Consider the following 20,166-nt stretch of genomic DNA (forward strand, 5'->3'; position numbering starts at 1 on the left):
GCCGTAAGCAAGCAAAAGCCCAAGCATGTCAGGGCGACTATGGACGCCGCAAGCTTTCCAATCGCGCCCTATTCATGGCGCAGCGCGTCGATCGGATCGAGCCTGGCGCCGCGCAGCGCCGGGAAGAAGCCGAAGACCATGCCGATCAGCGCGGAAAAGCCGACGGCGAGCAGGATGACCGCCGGACTCGGCGCGAAGGGAATGGTCAGCGTCACCGAGGCGAGGCCGGCCAGCGAGAGCCCGATCAGGATGCCGATGATGCCGCCAAGCAGCGACAGCACCGTCGCCTCGACAAGGAACTGGATGAGGATGTGCTTTTCATGCGCGCCGATGGCGAGCCTGATGCCGATCTCGCGGGTGCGCTCGGTGACCGACACCAGCATGATGTTCATGATGCCGATGCCGCCGACCAGCAGGCTGACGCCGGCGACCGCGCCCAGCATGCCGGTCATGGTGGTGGTGGCGCTGGCCATGGCGTCGGCGATCTGGGTCATGTCGCGGATCGCGAAATCGCTTTCGCGGTCGGGCGTGAGGCGTCTGGCGTCGCGCAAAATATCCTCGACGCGCGGCTGCAGCTCGCTGGTCGGGGTGCGGTCGTCGGCGGCGACGTAGATGTTGTCGATGTTGCGGTTGCCGGCAATGCGCCGCTGATAGGCATGCAGCGGCATCAAGACGACATTGTCCTGGTCCTGGCCGAAGCCGGTATAGCCCTTCGGCTCGAGCAGGCCGATGATCTTGCAGGAGGTGCGGTTGACGCGGATGATTTCGCCCTCGGGGTCGCCAGCGCCGAAGAACTGCTGGCGCACCGTCTCGCCGATCAGGCACACGCCGGTGCCCGCGCGGGTCTCGGACTCGCTGAACCGACGGCCTGAGACCAGTTTCCAGTCGCGGGCGTCGAGATAGGCGCTGTCGGTGCCGGTGACGCCGGAGGTCAGGCTCTCGGTACCGAAGATGACACGGACCTGCTTCTGCGAGGCCGGCGAAATCGCGCGAGCGCCAGTCAGGTGCGTGACCAGCGCGGCAAGGTCCTTTTCGGCGAGCGGGCGGACCACCTGGTCAAGCCCGCCCGGGCCTCCAGGCCCGGCGGGGCGGCCGGAGCGCACAACCAGAAGATTGCTGCCGAGTTTGGCGATGTCGCCCTTGACCTTGGCGGTGGTGCCCGCGCCGATGGTGAGCATGGCGATGACCGCGGCGACGCCGATGACGATGCCGAGCAAGGTCAGGAACGAGCGCAGAATGTTGCGGCGGATCGAGCGCATGGAGAGGCGGACGGTTTCCCAGAGCATGGTCAGGCCACCTCGACAGTCATCGTGTCGGAGGCGACATGGCCGTCGAGGAAGCGCACCGTGCGCTCGGCATATTCAGCGACGTCGGCCTCGTGGGTGACCATGGTGATGGTCAGGCCAAGCTCCCGGTTCAGTCGTGTCAGCAGCTCCATGATCTCGTGCGTGCGGGCAGTGTCGAGATTGCCGGTCGGTTCGTCGGCGACGAGCAGCGTCGGCCTGGTGACGATGGCGCGCGCGATCGCAACGCGCTGCTGCTGGCCGCCGGAAAGCTCGGCCGGAGTGTGATGCTCGCGACCGACAAGGCCGACTTGCGCCAGCGCCTGCATGGCAAGATCGCGGCGCTCGCGGCCGGCCACGCCGCGATAGATCAGCGGCAGTTCGACATTTTCCGCCGCCGTGGTGCGCGCCAGCAGATTATAGCCCTGGAAGACGAAGCCGACATAGAGGTTGCGCAACATGGCGCGGCGGTTGCGGTCGAGCCGGCCGGCATCGACGCCCATGAAGGAATAGGTGCCGGCGGTCGGCGTGTCGAGGCAGCCGATGATGTTCATCGCCGTCGATTTGCCGGAGCCGGACGGGCCCATGATGGCGACGAACTCGCCGCGCCGGATCGCAAGATCGACGCCGGCAAGCGCGTGTACCTTGGCTTCGCCCTGGCCATAGCTCTTCCAGACCTTGTCGAAGGTGATGAGAGGCGCGCCCACCGCCACGGCGTCAGCTCCGCTGCTGGGAGGCGGTGATGACCTGCGCCCCCTCTGACAGACCCGAGGTGATCTCGGTCAGTTCGCCGTCGGTCGAGCCGATCCTGACGTTGACCGGATGCGGACGCCCTTTCTCCAGCACGTAGAGCGTGCGTGAGCCGTCGGCGGGCGGTGTTGCCGCCTGGCGCTGGCGATTGCCGCCGGGACGTCCCATGCGGCCGGTGAACAGGTCGCTCAGGCTCCAGCCGCGGGCGGCCTGCTGCGCAGGACGATAGCGGAAGGCGGAGGAGGGGACGGTCAGCACGTCCTTGGCCTGCCGGGTGACGACTGAAACCGTGGCGGTCATGCCTGGCCGCAGCAGCAGCTCGTTGTTGTCGACCTCGAGCCGTGCATTGTAGGTGACGACGCCATCGGTGGTGACCGAGGCGTAGGAGATGTCGCGGATCTCGGCGTCGAACGGCCGCTCCGGGAAGGCGTCGACGGTGAAGCGGGCATGCTGGCCCGGCTTCACCGCGCCGATATCGGCTTCGTCGACTGCCGCCACCAGTTCCATGTTCCGGAGATCGGCGGCGATGATGAACAGCACCGGTGCCTGCAAGGAGGAGGCGACCGTCTGGCCGGGGTCGACAGAGCGCGTCAGCACGATGCCGTCGATCGGCGCATAGATGGTGCTGTTGGCAAGGTCGGTCTGCTGCGATTTCAGGTCGGCGTTGGCGATGGCGAGATTGGCCTCGGCGCTATCGAGCGCTGCCTTGGAACGGTCGCGGGTCGCGGTCGCGGCTTCGAGCGACTGGTCGGTGGCCATGCCGCGCTTGGTGAGGGCGGCGGCGCGCACGAGCGCGCTTTCATTCTCGGCCAGCGTCACGGTGGCATCCGCGACATTGGCGGCGGCCGCCTTGGCGGATGCCTCGGCGCGTTCGATCTGCACCTGCAGCTTGGCGGTGTCGAGCGCGGCCAGCACATCGCCCTTCTTGACCTGCTGGTTCTCGTTGACGGAGACTGAACGGATGATGCCGGAGAGCTGGCTGGAAATGTCGACCTGGGTGAGGGGCTGCAAGGTGCCGGTCGCCGAAACCTCGACAGTGAGGTCGGCCCTGGCGGCGGGCGCCGTCGTATAGTCGATCTTGACCGGCGAGCCGGCATACCACTGGTAGCCGGCAAAAGCCGCGACAAGGACGATCAGCGCCAGCAGGCCATAGAGCCAGCCGCGGCGGCGTTTCTTGCGCCGCCCCGTCTGGTCGAGCCCGAGCGCCGTCTCGATGGCGGAATCCGATTCCGTCTTTGGCAGATTGACAATCTGGTCCACGCCGGACCCCCTGAAGCGCAATATGTCCCTATGAGTGCACAGATCAGTGCTAATGGTTCGAATATCAAATTAAATTTCGCTCATGTTGGGATTGAGGCAGAAATTCGGATCAAAGCGGAAGGTTTCCTCCATGAGACGCGATTACTTGCTTTACGATGTGTTTACGACCGATCGGTTGGCCGGCAACCCGCTGGCGGTGGTGTTGGACAGCGGCGGACTGGACACGGCTGCGATGCAGGCCATCGCGCGCGAGTTCAACCTTTCGGAATCCGTGTTCGTGCTGCCGCCGGACAATCCCAAGCACCGCGCCCGCATCCGCATCTTCACGCCCGACTATGAAATGCCTTTCGCCGGCCACCCGACCGTGGGTTCGGCGATCGCGCTGGCGGAACTCGCCGATATCGCGCTCGCTGAAATGGCCGACAATGACGGCGCTGCAAGCATTTTCGTGCTGGAGGAAAACATCGGCCCGGTGCGCTGCGCCGTCAGCAAGCACGATGGCGCGACATTCGCCGAATTCGACCTCGCGAAGCTGCCGGAGCCGCTGAAGCTCGAAGCCGACCCGGTGGCGATCGGCGCCGCTCTTGGCCTGGCGCCGCACGAGATCGGTTTCGAGAATCACCGCGTGGCGTTCTGGTCAGCCGGCGTGCCCTACGTGACCATTCCGGTGGCCAATCTTGAAGCGGCCGGCCGGATCCGGCTCGACAACCAGACCTGGTCGGAGCTGGCGCCGCGCAAGAGCGAATGGGCCTTCGCCAGTCCCTATGTGTATTGCCGGGAGACGGTGAACCACGAGAGCGCCTTCCATGTGCGCATGATCGTGCCCGGCACTCCTTCCTACGAGGACCCGGCGACCGGTTCGGCGGCGGCAGCCTTTGCCGGCGCCGTCATGCATTTCGACGCTCCGACGGATGGCGTTTCGCAGCTCTGGATCGAACAGGGGCTGGAGATGGGGCGGCCCTCGCGCATCCGCCTGGAACTGGCCGTGCAAGGCGGAAAACTGGCATCGGCGCGCATCGGCGGCAACGCGGTCAAGGTAGCGGAAGGCAAGCTGTTCGTCTGATCATCCGCGTCACTTCGGCGATTTGTCGGGAAATGATTCCGGCAGGGCTGGACAGGACCGGCATCGGCGGCTATATGCCCGCCAACGCCGGTTTTTGCCGGCCGAGTGGGTGCGTAGCTCAGTTGGTAGAGCAGCTGACTCTTAATCAGCGGGTCCACAGTTCAATCCTGTGCGCACCCACCAAATTCTTCAAAGACTTGGTGGAAAGACCCTGAATAGGCCGGTTCAATTGCCGCGCTCGTTCATCAGTGTTTGGCTGCTTTCGCCGCCCGGCCGCCTTTGGCCAGAAGAGTTGTAGGACTTTGCAGCTTGGTCAAAGACTACGATTGGCCGCGCCGAAAAACGCGGCTCAGAAACCTGCCGAACCGAAAAGCCATGCCGTTGCCCGCGCTCCGACCGTCGCCGGCATCAATGGCGGCCTTTCCGCCTGAGAAATCGCTGATGAGCCACCAGAAGAAAACCAGAAAAACAACGAGAATTGCGGTGTCGATCGGGCCGTAAGTTGAATATCCACTGTGCCGAAGCACACCAGCAAGCAGCACGGCGATAGTCATAGCAGCGGCAGCCGGGTGAAGCTTTTTCATCCACCAGATTTATTCGAAAATCGCTACAACCGGAAGATGTTACTTCTCCGACACGCCCGCCTCGGCAAAGCTTGCCATGCGGGCATGGCACTCCAGCGCCGACCGAACGATGTTGACGGCGAGGCAAGCGCCGGAACCTTCGCCGAGCCGCATGCCGAGGTCGAGCAGCGGCGGCAGGCCGAGGGCTTCGAGCAGGCCGCGATGACCTGACTCGGCGGAGACATGGGCCGCGATTGTGTGGGCCAGGCCGCCCGGATGCAGCTTTGCCAAAGGTGCCGCGGCGGCGGTGCAGACGAAACCGTCGAGCAGCACCGGTATGCCCAGATGACGGGCGGCAAGCGTTGCGCCGAAGATGGCGGCGAGTTCGCGGCCGCCAAGTGCCGCGGCAACCCCCAGCGGGTCGGCAAGAATGGCGGCATGGCGCTTCAGGCCCGATTCGATGGCAACCACCTTGCGCTTGAGGCCGGCATCGTCGACGCCGGTGCCGCGTCCGGTCCATTTTTCCGCACCGCCGCCGAACAGCGCCGCCGAGATCGCGGCAGCCGGCGTGGTGTTGCCGATGCCCATCTCGCCGAAGCAGACGAGATCGAGATCATCGGTCACCGCATCGTAGCCGGCCGAGACGGCGGCAAGAAACACCTTGTCGTCCATCGCAGGTGTTTGCGTGAAATCGCCGGTCGGATGGTCGAGATCGAGCGGAATGACGTCGAGTTCGGCGCCGGCGATGCGGGCGAGCTGGTTGATGGCCGCACCGCCGCCGGCGAAATTCGCCACCATCTGCACCGTGACTTCCGAAGGGTAGGCCGACACGCCCTGCGCGGTAACGCCGTGATTGCCGGCGAAGACGAACACCTTCACGCGGTCGAGTTTCGGCATGTCGCGGCGCTGCCAGCGCGCCAGCCACGCGGATATGGTCTCGAGCCGGCCGAGGCTGCCTTGCGGCTTGGTCAGCGTGTCCTGGCGGCGGCCGACCGCGCTCGCGGCGGCGTCATCGCCATCAGGCAGGTCGAGGCAAGCGGCGCGCAATTCATGCAGTGATTTGAAGGGCATGGAAAGAAGTTCTCCGAAACAGAGTCAGGAAAGGGCGACAGTGGCGACGAGCAGCACCGCGATTTCGCTCACCTGCTGCAAGGCGCCGATCGTGTCGCCGGTCTGGCCGCTGATCTGGTTGAGGCAAAGCGCGTGGAAGGCGGCAAACAGCAGTCCAAGCAGGATAAGCGCCGCGATGGCGCCGCCGATCCCGAGCAGGAGGAGTGGGAGGGCGCCGAGCACGGCGCCGGCGATGGCGATTCCCCGCGAGACGGTGCCGGCGCCGGCCGAGAGGCCATCGTCGCGCGCCGGGGGCAAGAGATGCATGAAAGCGCCGAATACGCCGCGCGACGCCGCATGGGCGGCCAGGAGCGCGAAGAGGGCTTGTGTGGGATCGACGAATTCCGAGAGCGCGCTCCAGCGGATGAGCAGCGACAGCGCCAGTGCCATGGCGCCATAGGCGCCGATTCGGCTGTCGCGCATGATCTCCAGCTTGCGGCCGCGCGTCTTGCCGCCGCCAAAACCGTCGGCGACATCGGACAGGCCGTCCTCGTGCAGGCAGCCGGTGGTGACCACGGTTGCAACCAGGGCAAGGGCTGCCGCCGGTCCCATGGCAAGGCCAAACCGTTCCGCCGTGGCAAAGACGATGGCGCCGATCAGGCCGACGACGAGGCCGGCGACCGGGGCGGCCCAGATCGCGGTGGCAAGGCTGCGGCCGCGAAAGTCAATGACGGGCAAGGGCAGCCTGGTGAAGAACACCAGGCAGAGGGCAATATCGCTGGGGATTTGCCGGGGCGAAAGGGTGACCTTCGGGAACTTCATGCCTCAGCCCCTTGCGATGGCATGGAAGAAGGTGCCGCTGACTTGGCCGCGCCGGTAGCCCGAGGCGCCGATCGGATTGCCTTGCCCGTCGGCGAGGTCGGCCAGGGGCTCGTCATTGCCGGCAGCAAGCATCTGCGCATAGTGGAATTCGTGCCCGCGGATCAACGCGCCCCGCGGGCCGAGCGGACAGTCGGCGTGCAGTCGCGCTTCGCGATAGCCGAGGTTCATCTTGCGCCTGGCGAAGCTGGTTGAATGGCCGAGCAGGCCGAGCATTTTGTGCGTTTCGCCAGATGCATCTTCCAGGGCCTCGCCAAGCACCATGAAGCCACCGCACTCACCATGGATTGGCTTCGTCCCGGCGAACCTTGCCATTCCTCTCCGAAAATTCGCAGCGGCGGCGAGACGGCCGGCGTGAAGCTCGGGATAACCGCCGGGCAGCCAGCAGACGTCGCAGCTGCCCTCAGGCGCCTCGTCCGCGAGCGGCGAAAACGGAACGATCTTCGCGCCGGCCTTGCGCCAGTAGGCCGCGACGTGCGGATAGAGGAAGGTGAAGGCGGCATCCTCGGCAAGTGCGATGCGCTGGCCGGGCGGCGGCAGCGCATCATCGAAGCCGCCTTTCGCAGGAGCGAGGGGGGTCGCCAGCCGCATTATCGCGTCGAGGTCGAGCGACTTTTCGGCCATGTCGGCCAACCGGTCTAGATGCGCCATCAAATCATCATATTCACCGGCCTGGACGAGGCCGAGATGGCGTTCCGGCAAATTCAGCGTGGGATCGCGCAGGATGGCGCCGACCACGGGCAGGCCGATCGCCTCGATGGCGTCGCCGGAGAGCCGGCGGTGGCGCTCGCTGCCCAGCCGGTTGAGCACGACGCCCGCCATGCGAACCTCCGGATCATAGGTGGCGAACCCCTTGGCGACCGCGGCAGCCGTGGTCGACTGGCCGGAAACGTCCAGCACCAGCAGCACCGGCAGGCCGTAGAGCCGCGCCAGATCGGCCGCCGAACCACTGCGCCCAAGCGCGGCCGGAATGCCGTCGAACAGGCCCATGGCGCTTTCGAGAATGACGAAATCGGCGTCGTCGGCGGCATTCACGGCCAGTGCGTTGAGCAGCGACGGCGACATCGCCCAGCTGTCGAGATTGACGCCGGACAGGCCGGTTGCGGCGGTGTGGAAGCCGGGATCGATGTAATCGGGACCGGATTTCGCGCCGCGCACTTTCAGGCCGCGCCGGGTCAGTGCGCGTAAAATGCCGATGGTGACGCTGGTCTTGCCCGAGCCGGAGCGCGGCGCACCGATGATGATCGCGCGGGCGCTCACGACGCACCCGCCAGCGCCGCGCGCATGGCGACGATGCCGCCGACCACGATCAGCGCCGGCGCGGACAGGCCGGCGGCGGCGGCTTCCTCGGCGATGGTGGCCAGCGTGGCGACGACGATGCGTTCCTGCGGCGTCGTCGCGGCGACGATCACCGCCGCCGGCGTCGATGGCGCCAACCCGCCGTCGAGCAATGCGGCCGATATTACAGGCAGATTGGCCATGCCCATGTAGATCACAACAGGCTGGCCGGTGCGCGCGATCGCGGCCCAGTCGAGATCGTCATCGGTACCGGCGGCATGGCCGGTCGCCAGGATCACCGCCTTGTTGATGCCGCGCATGGTGGCGGGAATGCCGGTGGCGGCCAGCGCGCTGAGGCCCGAGGTGAGGCCGGGCAGGACGCGGAACGGGATGTTTTCCCGCGCCAGGGCCAGCGCCTCTTCGCCGCCACGGCCGAAAATATAGGGATCGCCGCCCTTCAACCTGACGACGCGGCGGCCCTGGCGCGCCAGCCGGACCAGCAGGGCGGTTATGTCGTCCTGTTTCATCGAGGGTTTTCCGCCGCGCTTGCCGGCAAAGAAAAGCTCGGCGTTTTCGGCAACCGCGACGATGTCCGAGGAGACCAGCGCATCGTAGACCAGCGCATCCGCCTCACTCAGCGCCGCCAACACTTCCAGCGTCAGGCAGCCGGGGTCGCCGGGGCCGGCGCCGACGAGCCAGACATGGCCGGGCTCAAGCGTCCGCGGCTTGAAGTTCAGCCGGGCAAGCGCCTGTTGGAGCGGGGCGTTTCCGCCGTTGTTTTTGGTGCTGCCGCTCACAATCCGTCCCGTCCGCGAAAACGCCTTTGGTAGTGGGCGTCGTACAATGAACTCTCGCCAAAACCTTCCGCCCCCAGCGAGCGGCCGACGAAGATGATGGCCGTGCGCTCCATCGGATCGACGGCCAGTTGTGCCTCGATGGTTTCCAGCGTGCCGGTCAGCACGCGCTCGTCTGGCCAGGAGGCACGGAAGACGACCGCCACCGGGCAATCGCCGCCATAGAGCGGCGTCAGCTCGGCGACGACGCGATCGACGGCGTGGATGGCTAGATGAATGGCAAGCGTGGCGCCGGTGCGGCCGAAGCCGGCCAGCGTTTCGCCAGGCGGCATTTTTGAAGCGCGGCCGGAGACGCGGGTCAGCACCAGGCTCTGCGCAACTTCAGGGATGGTCAGTTCGCGCCGCAGAGCAGCCGCCGCGGCAGCGAAAGAGGGGACCCCCGGCGTCAGCGTGTAGGGAATGTCGTGCTTCTCCAGCCGGCGGATCTGTTCGGCGACGGCGCTCCACACCGACAGGTCGCCGGAATGCAGGCGCGCGACATCATGGCCGGCTTTGTGGGCGGCCAGATACTCGGCCTCGATCTCGTCGAGCGACATCGGCGCGGTGTCGATCAGCTTCGTTCCCGGGGCGCAGTGCTGCAGCAATTCCGGCGCCACGATCGAACCGGCATGCAGGCAGACCGGGCAGCTTGCCAACAGCCGCGCGCCGCGTAGGGTAATAAGGTCGGCGGCGCCCGGGCCGGCCCCGATGAAATGCACGGTCATGCCGCGTCTCCGCTGATGGCGATGGCGCAGGTAACCGGTCCGAGCACGGTGCGGGGTCCCAGCAGCCTGGCGCCTTCGCCGGCGACGGCCAGCGCCGATGCTTCCGAAACCGATGGCGTGCCGGCCAGATCCTGCGAGAGGCTGGAGTTGCTGAGCGTCTTCGTCGACGCTGCTTTAAGCACTGCTTCATCGACGACAATGACGGGAAGGTTGAGTGTGCGACCTGCGGCAGCGATCGCCTGTTCGTCTTTCTTGAACGTGGCGGTGGCGAGCGACGAGAGCGCCGTCATCGCCAGTCCATGTGATTCGAGCGCGGTTTCTATCGCGGCAAGCACGTCCTCGACGCTCACGCCCTTTCGGCTGCCGATGCCCGCGACCATCATGGCTTTATCCAACTCCATTGGGTGACCGGCATCGCCGGCCGCCAGGCCTGCATCGAACCGACAGGCGCGGCGCGGGATATGGCGATGCGGGTGAGATCGCCCCCGAGCTCGGTATGACGGGCAAGAAGCAGCGTCTCCATTTCCAGCGTCACGGCATTGGCCACGAGCCGGCCGCCCGAGCGCAGCGCCTTGATGGCGGCGGCCAGCACGCCGGCATCGCTGCCGCCGCCGCCGATGAAAATGGCGTCGGGTGTCTCGAGCCTTGCAAGCGCCTTGGGTGCGCTGCCTTCCACCACGATGAGGCCGGGAACGCCGCAGGCAGCAGCGTTGTGGCCGATGCGGGCGGCGCGGATCGGGTCGGCTTCGATGGCAACAGCGCGCATCGAGGGATGGGCGAGCATCCATTCGATGCCGATGGAACCGGAGCCGGCGCCAATATCCCACAGCAATTCGCCGCGCCTCGGCGCCAGCGCCGAGAGCGTGACGGCGCGGATGTCATGCTTGGTGATCTGGCCGTCATGGTCGAACAGGTGGTCGGCGAGGCCTGATGTCAGCGGCAGGATACGCGCATCCAGACCGGCTTCAATTTCGATGGCCAGCACATTGAGCGGATTGATGTTTTCGAGGTCGAACGCATCGGCTCGGGCCGAGCGCAGGTTCTCCTTTGACCCGCCAAGCGCCTCCAGGACCGTCAGCCACGAGGCGCCGAAATCAAGCTCGGTGAGCAGACGGGCGATCGCCACTGGTGCATCGGCATCGGATGTCAGGGCCAGGATGCGTGCGTTGGGTTGCAGCAATGGACGGATCAGGTCGATGGGGCGGCCATGCAGCGAGACCGTTTCGATGTCCTGCAGCGCCCAGCCAAGGCGAGCGGCCGCCAGCGAAATGGCCGACGGCGCGGGAATGACATGCATCTCCCGCGGCTGGACCTTGCGGGCGAGGGTGACGCCGACGCCGTGGAAAAAGGGATCGCCGGAAGCAAGGACGCAGACGGGCTTGCCGGCGAATGCCAGTACGTCGTGCATCTCGGTATCGAAAGGAACCGGCCAGGGACGCGGCTCGCCCTTGGCGAATGATGAGACGAGCGCCAGATGCCGCTTGCCGCCGAAGATGATTTCAGCATCGGCGATCCGCCGCTTGGCCTCGTCGCCGAGACCCGCTACACCGTCCTCGCCGATGCCGACGATCGTGAGCCATTTCTGGTTGAGCTTGGCGCCGCGCCGACCCTTAGCAGGCATGATGACCCACCGCATTCTGATCCTCGGCGGAACCACCGAAGCCCGGCAACTGGCTGGAAACCTGGCCGCCACCGGTCACTCGGTGATGCTGTCGCTGGCGGGCCGCACCGAAAGCCCGGTGGCGCAGGGGGTCCCGGTGCGCAGTGGAGGGTTTGGCGGTGCTGAAGGGTTGGCCGCATATCTCAGGGAGACGGGCACGGACCTGCTGATCGACGCCACGCATCCCTACGCGGCACGAATCTCCGCCAATGCGGCGCAAGCCGCGCGCATGGCTGGGGTGCCGATCGTCGCTCTGCGCCGTCCCGGCTGGGAGCCTGTCGAGGGTGATCGCTGGACGCAGGTCGACACGACAGGGGATGCGGTGCAAGCACTTGGATCGGCGCCGCGCCGTGTTTTCCTGGCACTCGGCCGGCAGGAGGTCGCGGCTTTCGAGGCCGCGCCCCAGCACCACTATCTCATCCGCAGCGTCGATCCGGTCGAGCCGAAGCTGGCAGTGCCCAATGCCACCTACCTGTTGGCGCGCGGGCCGTTTCGCGAGGAGGAGGAGCGCGCGTTGCTCGAACGGCACGGCATCGGCATCGTCGTATCCAAGAACAGCGGCGGCGCGGCGACCTATGGCAAGATCGCCGCGGCGCGGGGGCTCGGCCTCGACGTGGTCATGGTGCGCAGGCCTGCGCTGCCGGAGATTCCTTCGGCTGCGACCGTCGACCAGCTTGCCAACATGGTCGATCATCTTGTCGAGCCTGCCGCGGAGCGCGGCGTGTAAACCAGCGAAGACTTCTCGCCGCGCCTGATGATCCGGGTTTCCGGAGACCCAATGATGACGCAGGTCGCCATATCAGCCTTGTCGGCATCGGCATCCGCCAGCAGGAACACCTCGATGCGCTCGTCAGGCCGGCCTGCGGCACGGCCGAAGATGACGGGCGTGGTGCCCGGCAGAATGGCCTTCAGACATTCGAAGGCGCGGCCAAGCTGCCAGGGGCGCGCCTTGCTGATCGGATTGTAGAGCGCGATGACGAAGCCGGCGCCGGCGGCCGCCAGCAGGCGCAGTTCGATCAGGTCCCATGGCTTCAGATTGTCGGACAGCGAGATGGCGCAGAAATCATGGCCGAGCGGTGCCCCGATGCGGGCAGCGACAGCGAGCATGGCGGTGACGCCCGGCACAACGGCGAGGTCGATGGCGCGCCATTCGGAGGGGCCGGCTTCGATTGCCTCGCAGACGGCCGCCGCCATGGCGAAGACGCCTGGATCGCCCCCGGAGACGACGGCGACATGGTGACCTTCGGCCGCCTTCGCCAACGCCTCGTTGGAGCGGGCAAGCTCTTCGCGATTGTCGGAGGCGATGCGGGTCTGGTCCGGGCGCAATTCCAGCCGGTCGAGATAGGGCTTGTAGCCGTAGAAGAAGCTTGCCTCGGCGACGGCATGGCTCGCCTGCGGCGTCACCTGATCGGCGTTGCCGGGTCCGAGCCCGATGACGGTGAGGCGGCCGCTCATGCGCCACCCGCCGGCGCGACCGGGCGTCCGGACCAGCCGGCGACGAGCACGATGGCGAAATAGGGCGCCTTGTCGTCCGGCTTGTCGGCGAGCCGCATCGAGACGCTGCCCGGCATGGTGCCGCGCTCGACATAGACGGCGCGGGTCAGCTTGCCGGTGGCCTCCAGCGCCCGTCGGATTTTGGGCAGGTTGCGGCCGACCTTCATGATGACGGCGGCATCGGTGTCGGCGAGGCGCCGGGTCAGTTCGAACTCGCTCATCGTGCCCGGCAGCACGGTCAGCACGTCGTCGCCCTGGACGATCGGCAGGCCGGTCGCCGACCAGCAGCCCGACATGGCGGTAACGCCGGGAATGACCTCGGTCGGAAAACGATGGGCGAGGCGCACATGCAGATGCATGTAGGAGCCGTAGAAGAGCGGATCGCCTTCCGACAGCACGGCGACCATCCTACCGGCATCCAGATGACCGGCAACGGTCTCGGCGGACTCCTCGTAGAAGGCCGATATCTGCGCGCGGTAGTCGTCGTGATCCTTGTCGATCTCCGTAGTCACGGGATAGAGCAGCGGCAGTTCCAGCATGTCGGGCCGGAAGCGCGTTTCGACGATGGCGCGCGCATTGCTGTTGTTGCCGCGCTTGGCGAAATACGCCACCACATCGGCCTCGGCCAGGGCACGCGCGGCCTTCAGCGTCAACAGTTCGGGGTCACCGGGACCGGTACCGACGCCGACCAGGCGGCCCCTTGAGCCGGTTTTGGGGAGCGCGTTCACAGTCCGGGCCTCGCCAGGGAATTGAGGGCTGCCGCGGTCATGGCGCTGCCGCCAAGCCTGCCGCGCACGATCGCATAGGGTACGCCGTAGGAATTCTGCGCCAGTGCGTCCTTCGATTCGGCGGCACCGACGAAGCCCACCGGCATGCCGATGATGGCGGCCGGTTTCGGCGCACCGTCGCGCAGCTTTTCCAGGAGATAGAAGAGTGCGGTCGGCGCGTTGCCGATGGCGACGACCGAACCGGCCATGCGCTCGCCCCACAGGTCGATCGCGGCGGCAGAACGGGTGTTGCCGATCGTCCTGGCGATTTCAGGCGTGCGCGGATCGCGCAGCGTGCAGATCACCTCGTTGCCGGCAGGCAAGCGGGCGCGGGTGACGCCGTGCGAGACCATTTCGGCGTCGCAGAAGATCGGCGCGCCGGCGGCAAGCGCGGCCCGTGCGGCGGCAACGAAATCGCTGGAGAAGACAAAATTCTTGGCGGCTTCCACTTGGCCGCAGGCATGGATCATGCGGATGGCGACATCGGCCTCTGCTTCGGAAAAGCGCGCGAGATCAGCCTCGGCGCGGATAATGGCAAAGGAGCGTTCGTAGATCGCCGTGCCGTCGTGGATGTAGTCGTAGGCGACCATTGTCATTCCTGTCGATAAGCCTCTGCGATGCCGGCCGGCCCGAGCCTTGCCAGGCAGGCGGCGGCGGTCTCGCCCTGATAGCGTGCGCTGCGGATTGCCGCCGCGACGCGGCCGATGCCGCGCGCGGCGTCATAGCCCGGCCTGTAGCCGGCAGGAAGGGCCTTTGCCGTCGCGTTCACGACAAGTCCGGCTCCATTTTCGCCGCCGACCACGGTCAGCGCCGCTGGGCCGGGATGCGCGCAACCCTTGGCGCAGCCCGAAACATGCAAGGTGAAGTCGAGACTATCGGCGTTTTCGGTGGCGATCGCCTCGGCGATGTCGCGCGTGGCGATGCGACCCGAGGCGCAAGCCGGAGCGCCGGGACAAGCAGCGATGCGCGTGCGCGGGTCCGTGGGAGAGGTGACGAAGCCGAGGGCGGCGGCGGTGTGTTGGAGGGAGGGATTGGCGGCTGGTGGCTGGCCGAGGAAGAGCAGGGCGCGGCGCGGGGCGAGGCGGATTTCTGACGTGCCGCGGGTGAGGGCGTTTTTTGTGAGGTCGATGATCTTGTCCGCCGGCATGCTGCCGTAGGGGAGGCCGATGCCGAGGGTGAAAGTGTCGCCTGCTAAGGGGAAAAGGCCGATAGGTTTGCGCGAGGCGCCCCCCTCTGTCCTGCCGGACATCTCCCCCTCAAGGGGGGAGATTATGCTGTCACCGATGGTTTCGCCAATCTCCAGCGTTGTTAAGGAGGAGACAGCGTCGAAGCTGCCGATCTCCCCCCTTGAGGGGGAGATGTCCGGCAGGACAGAGGGGGGCGCCACAGAATGCCAGCTTGCGAGCGAGGCCAACTGCCGCGCCGATAAATCCCGTGTGTGTGCCTCGCGGCCCTTCTCGGCGACCATCCTGAGCGCAGCGACGGCTATGTCACGCGCGGCATCTGCATTCGTCGTTGCGAGCGGCCTTGCATTCCGTACGTCGCCGGCAACCGACACACTCCACAGGATTCCCGCATCGGCGCTCACGGCAACAAGCCGCACATCTGCCACCACCGCATCCATCGTCAGTTGCCCGCCGCCGTCGACGACCACCGAAACCTTCGGCCCCAGCCGTTGCGCCAGCCCGGCTTCGTCGGTCGCCACCCGGATCCGCTCCGCCAAAGGGCGAGGATCGACGATCTCCTGCGGATCAATGCCGGCCAGTGGTCCGCTCTCCACTGGTACGCCAGTGCGGACCACAATGCCCAGCGCATCGACTTCCTTCGCCAGCAGGGTGGCACTTTCCGCAGTCAATCCGCGTATTTGCAAGCTGCCGCGCGCTGTCACTTCCATGATGCCGTTGCCGTGCCGCAGGGCGGATTCTGCCAGCCCGATCAGAAGTTTCGGCGACAATCCGCCAGAAGATGGGCCTCCGGCGACCGGGTTGAGCCGTACCAGCAGGCCGTCGCCGGTCTGCATCGGCGCCGAAAGGGCCGGGCAGGCGCCACGGCGCGAGTAGGCGTTCATGCCGCCACTCCTTGGGCTTCGGCAATCAGTGCCGCGAGGTCGTCGTCGATCGAATTGCGCAAGGGATGCCACAGGCCCCGCCGGCGCGCCGACAGGAGGCGTTCGGCGATGACCTTCGCGGCGGCCGGGTTTTCGCGCAGGATGAAGGCGCGGACGTCCGCATCGCCGAGATAGGCATCGTGCACGGCCTCCAGCAGCGTACCCGGTATGGCCTGCGTGGTTTCGGCGAAGCCTACCAGCCGGTCGACCGTTTCGGCGAATTCCGAGGCGCCGCGCGGGCCGTGACGCATCTGGCCCGCTATGAAGCGGGCATTGACGGCGCGGGCGCGCACGACGCGCGTCACGGCCTCGCTGAGCGAACGCGGCTTCGGCCTCCGCGGATCCGTGGTGTCGAGCACTATGACGTCGGCATTCCTGCCAAGCGCCGCAAGAGCGGCCGAAAAGCCGCCGATAAAGGCGACATCGGCGGAGCCTTCGAGAATGTCGCGGCCGGGGTCGTCGCCGGTGTGGACGAGAAGATCGGCTTCGGCGATGCGATTCTCGAAAGCGCCGGGCGCGGCGATCCCTTCACCGCCAGCGCCGCCATAGGCATGCGATGTGGCATCGAGATAGGCGCGGCCGATTTCCTCGCGCGCCACCCAGTCGCCGCTCGACAGGATTTCCTCGACGCCGGCGCCATAGGTGCCGGGCGAGGTGCCGAAGATGCGCGGACTGATCTTGCCCTCGGCGCGGGTCCTTGCGGCGAGCGGATTTTCCCAATCCTCTTCGTCGCGGGCGGCAACGGCGTTGGCAGCGGCATCGATCAGCGCGATCTGGGTCGGGAACATGTCGCGGAACAGGCCCGATATGCGCCAGGTGACGTCGACGCGGGGACGGCCGAGGCTGGCCGGCGGCAACACCTCGATGCCGGTGACGCGGCCGGTGGCAGTGTCCCATTGCGGCCGGCAGCCCATCAGCGAAAGCCCCTGAGCGATCTCCTCGCCGCCGGTGCGCAAAGACGCCGATCCCCAGAGGTCCGTCACCAGCGAGCGCGGCCAGTCGCCATGCGATTGCATATAGGCGCGCACCACTTCCTCGGCGGCGGCCTTGCCGATCTCATAAGCGGTCGGCGTCGGCATGGCGCGCGGGTCCGACGTGAACAGGTTGCGGCCGGTGGGCAGAACGTCGGAGCGGCCGCGCGCGGGCGCGCCGGCCGGGCCCGCCGTGACATGACGGCCGTCGAGCGCGTCGAGAAGGGCGGCCTTTTCAGTCTCGGCGCTTTGCCGGCGTATAAGGTCGGTCTCGTCCTCGGGCGAGCGGCCGTAGACATGCAGTCCGTCCTTGATGGCGAAATCCTTGAGGTCGCAGAGCCAGGCATCGATGCGGCGCAGGGCCTCGTCCGGCGCGTCGGTGCGGGCAACGCCGGCCTCCGCGGCGAGGCCCGTCGTCTGCGCGGTTTCGACGATCAGCCTGGCCAGACGGTCGCGGCGGCGGCGGTCGAGCCCGTCGGCCTGGGCGTATTCATCGACCAGCCGTTCGAGCCTGTGCTGGTTCTCGTCCAATCCGGCACCGGTCAGCGGCGGCGGCAGATGGCCGAGCGTGACGGCGGCGATCCGCCGCTTCGCCTGCGCCGCCTCGCCGGGGTTGGAGACGATAAAGGGATAGATGACGGGCAGGGGACCGGTGACGATCTCGGGGAAGCAGCTTTGCGAAAGCGCAACCGTCTTGCCCGGCAGCCATTCCAGCGTGCCATGCGCGCCAACATGGATGAGCGCATGGACGCCGAGCGATTTGCGCAACCACAGGCCGAAGGCGAGCAACGCATGGCGCGGCGGCAGCGTCGGGTCGTGATAGTCGGCGCGGCGGTCGGCCGAGCGGCCGCGATCCGGGGCGAGGGCCACGGTGATGTTGCCGAAGGTTGCGGTGCGGAAGGGGAAGCGCTTTTTGCTTGATAGCGAAGGTTGGCGCGAGGGGGGCGCCTCGCGCAAACCTGTCTCGCCTTTCGGCTTGCCCCACGCCGCTTCAACTGCGGCAAGTACCGCAGCCGGTAGGTGTTTCGACAAGTCGAGATAGTCGTCCAGGCCTAGCCCGGCCTTGCTGCGCTCCAGCGCATCCAGCAACGCACGCGGCGATTGCGGAATCCCTTCAACCGCATAGCCCTGTCCCTTGAGGTCGTGCAGCATCGCCAGCACGCTGGACGGCACATCCAGTCCGACGGCATAGCCGGTGCGACCGGGAGCGCTTGGATAATCCGGAATCAGGATCGCCAATTTGCGCTCGGCGCGCGGCGTTTCCCGAAGCCTGATGAAGGCCGCGACCCGGTCCGCCACCTGTTCGACGCGATCGGCCTCCGGCCGGTTGGCAAAGGCGCGGTGGCCGAGCGCCAGGTCGGTCTCGCTTTCGCCCTTGAACGAAATGGCGCCGGCGAGGATGCGGCCGTCGAGTTCGGGCAGCACGACATGCATGGCAAGGTCGGCTGGCGCCAGCCCGCGCTGGTTCGTTTCCCAGACGTCGCGGCGGGTGGTGGCGACGATCACCTGGAAGACCGGCACGCCGGCGCGGTCGAACAGGGTTTCGACGCCGGGTTCGGCGCCGGAAGCGAAGGCGGTCGCCGTGACGATGGCGGCGGGCTTGAGCTGGGCAATCGCGGTCTCGACAAACGCCAGGGATTCCGGGTCCTTCAGGCTGGAGACGAAGATCGGCACCGGGAGCATGCCGCCCTGCCGCAAGGCTTCGAAAAGTGCGTCGATGGGCGCGACATCGGCGGCGAGCAGCATTGAGCGGTAGAAGAGGACGGGCACGACCTTTCCCTCCCCCTCGAGGGGAGGGTGATCCGCAGGGCCGGGTGGCGCCCGAACCCCTCCCTCGAGCGGGAGGGGGACGACGCCGCGACCCGGCTCGTAGTAACCCGCCTTCGGCACGTTGACGGGCTCGGCCACCGCCGCATCCGATCCCGCCAACCGCGCCAGCCTGCGCACCAGCGCGCTCATATTGGCCGGGCCGCCCTCGCGGAAATAATTGAGCAGCCCGTCCAGTTCCTCGCGCGGCAGCGTCGAGGCTTCGATCAGCCTGATATCCTCGTCATGGCTCTCGCCGGGCAGCAGCGCCAGCTTTATGCCGCGCTCGCGGGCAACCACGGCCAACTGGTCGCAGCCGTAGCGCCACCACTCGTAACCGCCGAGAATACGCACCAGGATGACTTTGGCGTGACGGGCGACGCTGTCGATCCAGAGGTCGACGGACATGGGGTGTCGCAGGTCGCGTAGCGCGGCCAGCCGCATCGTGGGCAGCCGATCGGCGTCGCCTTTCCAGGCCGCCGCCAGTCCGGCAAGGTCGCTGTCGGTGAAGGACAGCGCCACCATGTCCGCCGGCGTCTGCCGCAGATCGACCGGCTCGGCGAGATCGTCGAGCGAGGCGGATGTGGTGGCGAGGATGTGCATCGCGATCGGTGTTGCGTCAGCCGGCGAGGATATGCTCGATCGCCGGGCGGTTCAGCCCCTTGAGACCGATGACGACCAGGCGCGAGCGGCGGTCGTCGTCAGCCGTCCAGGCGCGGTCGTAGTAATGATTGACGCGCGGACCGACGGCCTGCAGCAAAAGCCGCATCGGCTTGCCGCCGACCTCGACGAAGCCTTTCACCCTCAGCACGTTTTCCTGTTCGGCGGCGGTCGCGACGCGCTTTGCCAGGTCGTCCGGGTTGGCGATCGAGGGGATGTCGACGATGAACGTGTCGAAGTCGTCATGCTCGTGGTCGAAGGCGCCGTCATGATGGGACTTGCGGTTCTCGATGTCGTCCTCGACGGCGAGGCCCAGCCCGAGCAGCACGGACGGGTCGACCTTGCCATGAGCCGTCGGCACGACCTTCACGGCGCGAGCGGAGTGTTCGCCAATGATGGCGTTGGCGCGAGCCGAACCTGCGGCATCCATCAGGTCGCTCTTCGACAGGATGATGAGGTCGGCGCAGGCGATCTGATCCTCGAACACCTCCTCGACCGGGTCGTCATGATCGAGGCTCTCATCCTCGGCGCGCTGCGCCCGCAGGGCGTCCATGTCGTTGGCGACGCGCCCCTCCGCCAATGCCGGACCGTCGACCACGGCGATCACACCGTCGACCGTCACGCGGCTCTTCACCGTCGGCCACTGGAAGGCCTGGACCAGCGGCTTCGGCAAAGCCAGGCCTGAGGTTTCGATCAGGATGTGGTCGACCTTCGGCGTCAGCGACAGGATCTGGTCGAGCGCCGGGACGAAATCGTCGGCGACGGTGCAGCAGATGCAGCCATTGGCCAGTTCGACGATGTTTTCCTCCGGGCAGGTGTCGATGCCGCAGCCCTTGAGGATCTCGCCGTCGATGCCGATGTCGCCGAATTCGTTGACGATGATGGCGATACGCTTGCCGCCGCCCGCGTTTTCCAGGAGGTGGCGGACCAGCGTGGTTTTGCCGGCACCCAGGAAGCCGGTGACGACGGTACAGGGGACGCGGGAGAGAGTGGCGGCGGAAACTGCGGCGGTCATGG

Annotated in this window: 18 protein-coding genes, 1 tRNA gene and 1 pseudogene; 3 read left to right on the top strand and 17 right to left on the bottom strand. The window is 66.8% G+C overall.

Translation table 11 applies throughout. The features are described from left to right. Positions 1-68: 68 nt before the first annotated feature. From FJ964_RS27600 to FJ964_RS27610, 3 genes are read right to left on the bottom strand one after another with little or no spacing between them, the layout of a single operon-like run. Positions 69-1,286 carry an ABC transporter permease gene (locus FJ964_RS27600; RefSeq protein ID WP_140553587.1) on the bottom strand — a complete coding sequence of 406 codons (1,218 nt, stop codon included), beginning with the start codon at positions 1,284-1,286 and terminating at the stop codon, positions 69-71. Positions 1,287-1,288: 2 nt separating this feature from the next. Further along, complete coding sequence (locus FJ964_RS27605; protein WP_140553589.1) at positions 1,289-1,996, bottom strand: ABC transporter ATP-binding protein; 708 nt, start codon at positions 1,994-1,996, stop codon at positions 1,289-1,291. 4 nt (positions 1,997-2,000) lie between these two features. Next, positions 2,001-3,293, bottom strand: coding sequence for an efflux RND transporter periplasmic adaptor subunit (locus FJ964_RS27610; protein WP_140553591.1), 1,293 nt, complete (start codon positions 3,291-3,293; stop codon positions 2,001-2,003). Positions 3,294-3,423: 130 nt separating this feature from the next. Between FJ964_RS27610 and FJ964_RS27615 the strand changes: the two genes are divergently transcribed. Continuing rightward, positions 3,424-4,356: a PhzF family phenazine biosynthesis protein gene (locus FJ964_RS27615; protein ID WP_140553592.1), complete on the top strand. Its 933-nt coding sequence runs from the start codon at positions 3,424-3,426 to the stop codon at positions 4,354-4,356. 107 nt (positions 4,357-4,463) lie between these two features. Beyond that, a tRNA-Lys gene (locus FJ964_RS27620) sits at positions 4,464-4,539 on the top strand. Positions 4,540-4,676: 137 nt separating this feature from the next. Here FJ964_RS27620 and FJ964_RS27625 read toward each other — a convergent pair. From FJ964_RS27625 to cbiE, 8 genes are read right to left on the bottom strand one after another with little or no spacing between them, the layout of a single operon-like run. After that, positions 4,677-4,940, bottom strand: a complete 264-nt coding sequence (locus FJ964_RS27625; protein ID WP_140553594.1) for a hypothetical protein — start codon at positions 4,938-4,940, stop codon at positions 4,677-4,679. 39 nt (positions 4,941-4,979) lie between these two features. Further along, a complete protein-coding gene (gene cobT / locus FJ964_RS27630; RefSeq protein WP_140553595.1) occupies positions 4,980-5,990 on the bottom strand; it encodes a nicotinate-nucleotide--dimethylbenzimidazole phosphoribosyltransferase in 1,011 nt (336 codons plus the stop codon). Between the two features lie 24 nt (positions 5,991-6,014). After that, positions 6,015-6,791, bottom strand: a complete 777-nt coding sequence (gene cobS, locus FJ964_RS27635) for an adenosylcobinamide-GDP ribazoletransferase (protein WP_140553597.1) — start codon at positions 6,789-6,791, stop codon at positions 6,015-6,017. Between the two features lie 3 nt (positions 6,792-6,794). After that, complete coding sequence (locus FJ964_RS27640) at positions 6,795-8,108, bottom strand: cobyrinate a,c-diamide synthase (protein ID WP_140553599.1); 1,314 nt, start codon at positions 8,106-8,108, stop codon at positions 6,795-6,797. Further along, entirely contained in the window at positions 8,105-8,923 is an 819-nt protein-coding gene (cobA, locus tag FJ964_RS27645; RefSeq protein ID WP_140553601.1) for a uroporphyrinogen-III C-methyltransferase, read from the bottom strand. The genes FJ964_RS27640 and cobA overlap by 4 nt, the downstream gene beginning before the upstream one ends. Next, positions 8,920-9,684, bottom strand: a complete 765-nt coding sequence (cobM, locus tag FJ964_RS27650) for a precorrin-4 C(11)-methyltransferase (protein ID WP_140553603.1) — start codon at positions 9,682-9,684, stop codon at positions 8,920-8,922. Before cobM ends, cobA begins: the two co-directional genes overlap by 4 nt. Further along, positions 9,681-10,067, bottom strand: coding sequence for a cobalamin biosynthesis protein (locus tag FJ964_RS27655; RefSeq protein WP_140553604.1), 387 nt, complete (start codon positions 10,065-10,067; stop codon positions 9,681-9,683). The genes cobM and FJ964_RS27655 overlap by 4 nt, the downstream gene beginning before the upstream one ends. Then, positions 10,064-11,305, bottom strand: a complete 1,242-nt coding sequence (gene cbiE, locus FJ964_RS27660; protein ID WP_140553606.1) for a precorrin-6y C5,15-methyltransferase (decarboxylating) subunit CbiE — start codon at positions 11,303-11,305, stop codon at positions 10,064-10,066. The genes FJ964_RS27655 and cbiE overlap by 4 nt, the downstream gene beginning before the upstream one ends. A 1-nt stretch (position 11,306) precedes the next feature. On the opposite strand from cbiE, the gene FJ964_RS27665 reads away from it, so the two are divergent. Further along, positions 11,307-12,071, top strand: coding sequence for a cobalt-precorrin-6A reductase (locus FJ964_RS27665; RefSeq protein WP_140553607.1), 765 nt, complete (start codon positions 11,307-11,309; stop codon positions 12,069-12,071). Here FJ964_RS27665 and FJ964_RS27670 read toward each other — a convergent pair. From FJ964_RS27670 to cobW, 6 genes and pseudogenes are all read right to left on the bottom strand, one after another. Then, on the bottom strand, positions 12,035-12,799 hold the full coding sequence (locus FJ964_RS27670; RefSeq protein ID WP_140553609.1) for a precorrin-3B C(17)-methyltransferase: 765 nt from the start codon (positions 12,797-12,799) through the stop codon (positions 12,035-12,037). The genes FJ964_RS27665 and FJ964_RS27670 overlap by 37 nt on opposite strands. Beyond that, the gene (locus tag FJ964_RS27675; RefSeq protein ID WP_140553611.1) at positions 12,796-13,566 is read right to left on the bottom strand and encodes a precorrin-2 C(20)-methyltransferase; all 771 of its coding nucleotides are present in this window, start codon (positions 13,564-13,566) and stop codon (positions 12,796-12,798) included. Before FJ964_RS27675 ends, FJ964_RS27670 begins: the two co-directional genes overlap by 4 nt. After that, positions 13,563-14,195, bottom strand: coding sequence for a precorrin-8X methylmutase (locus tag FJ964_RS27680; protein ID WP_140553613.1), 633 nt, complete (start codon positions 14,193-14,195; stop codon positions 13,563-13,565). The genes FJ964_RS27675 and FJ964_RS27680 overlap by 4 nt, the downstream gene beginning before the upstream one ends. Beyond that, a pseudogene (gene cobG / locus FJ964_RS27685) lies at positions 14,119-15,673 on the bottom strand (precorrin-3B synthase). The gene FJ964_RS27680 and the pseudogene cobG overlap by 77 nt, the downstream one beginning before the upstream one ends. After that, on the bottom strand, positions 15,670-19,092 hold the full coding sequence (cobN, locus tag FJ964_RS27690; RefSeq protein WP_140553616.1) for a cobaltochelatase subunit CobN: 3,423 nt from the start codon (positions 19,090-19,092) through the stop codon (positions 15,670-15,672). The pseudogene cobG and the gene cobN overlap by 4 nt, the downstream one beginning before the upstream one ends. Before the next feature lie 16 nt (positions 19,093-19,108). Beyond that, the gene (cobW, locus tag FJ964_RS27695) at positions 19,109-20,164 is read right to left on the bottom strand and encodes a cobalamin biosynthesis protein CobW (protein ID WP_140553618.1); all 1,056 of its coding nucleotides are present in this window, start codon (positions 20,162-20,164) and stop codon (positions 19,109-19,111) included. Positions 20,165-20,166: the final 2 nt, after the last annotated feature.

The organism is Mesorhizobium sp. B2-3-2 (genome assembly GCF_006442295.1).
In the GTDB taxonomy this organism is placed as follows: domain Bacteria; phylum Pseudomonadota; class Alphaproteobacteria; order Rhizobiales; family Rhizobiaceae; genus Mesorhizobium.